Source organism: Roseospira goensis (assembly GCF_014197795.1).
In the GTDB taxonomy this organism is placed as follows: domain Bacteria; phylum Pseudomonadota; class Alphaproteobacteria; order Rhodospirillales; family Rhodospirillaceae; genus Rhodospira; species Rhodospira goensis.
This window is the reverse complement of record NZ_JACIGI010000081.1, coordinates 1-1,148: the sequence shown is the minus strand read 5'-3', so window position 1 is coordinate 1,148 and position 1,148 is coordinate 1. Positions and strand designations below refer to the sequence as shown.

The 1,148-nt window shown below is 63.8% G+C and carries 1 protein-coding gene; it reads right to left on the bottom strand.

Features of this window, described 5'->3' with window-relative positions; genetic code table 11:
• Positions 1–18: 18 nt before the first annotated feature.
• On the bottom strand, positions 19–1,137 hold the full coding sequence (locus GGD88_RS18430; protein WP_246423870.1) for an ISAs1 family transposase: 1,119 nt from the start codon (positions 1,135–1,137) through the stop codon (positions 19–21).
• Between the last annotated feature and the right edge of the window lie 11 nt (positions 1,138–1,148).

Here is a 1,148-nt window from a genome sequence, read left to right as displayed (position 1 = left end):
CAGGGCTCCGAATCCAGGTTACGGGATTTTCATGTTCAGGATTTGGGCGAGGTAGTTTGTGTCCCATGCGGCGCGTTTGCGTCTGGTCTTGAGGGTGCGCTTGTCGGACATGGCGCGCACGAGGTTGAAGGCGAAGTGCCTGACGACGGCCATGTTTTTGGCGCCGTGGCCGGTCCGGACGCGGGACAGGTCGTCCTTGAAGGTGACATCGAGGACCCAGTGGAGGCTGTTTTCGATGGCCCAGTGGCTGCGCACGGCCGCGGCGGCGGTCTGGGCGGAGAGCATGGCCGACGAGATGTAGTAACGGGTTTCGGTGCGGGTCTTGTTCTTCAGCTCGGTATGGCTGTCGACCTTGACGAGGGTGGCCGCGTCGGGCAGGCGCAGTTCGCCTGGAAAGCGGCGGTCCCCGGCCAACCAGTCGACCGCGCGGCAGACGGTGACGGTGCGCTCTTCGAGACGGCCGTGTCCCTTGTCGACGTCGGTCACAGTCTCAAGGTCCTCAGCTGCGGCGGTCTCGAACAGGGCCTGCGTCTCGGCGCGCAGGCTTGGCTGGTTGTTCTTGACGGCCAACAGGTAGTCGGCTCCCTGCTCGCGGATGGCGCTGGCCATCGTGCCGTTGCAGGCGATGGCGTCGATGCTGACCAGCGCGCCCTTGAGGCCGTCCTTGGCCCCCAGGCGCTCCACAAGACCGGGAATGGCAGAGGTTTCGCTGGCTTTTTCGGGGACCGCTTCCTGGGCCAGCACCAGCCGCCGCGTGGTGGCGAACGCCGAAACCAGGTGCAGCGCCGCCTTGCCCTTGGCCCGATCATGGCTGCGCCGCGAGGTCTTGCCGTCGATGGCCACGAAATCCGCCCGCTCGGGCCAGGTCTCGCGCACCCATGTGGTAAAACAGTCCGAGAACAGGGCCGGGTCGATCCGGTTCATCAGAATGTTGAGCCAACGCCCGCACGGCACGCCATTGCGATAAGGAAGCACAGTGCGCAGGAAATCCAGATGCGCCTCGCCCCAATCAGAAATCAGGTCAAAGTCATCGCAGTCGACGATACTGCCGCATACCACCAGGAACAATACCTCAGGCAGTGGGTGGTCGACACGCCACGCCTCTCGATCATCTTCGATCTCGGAAAAATGCTTCAGGAGAACCGCAA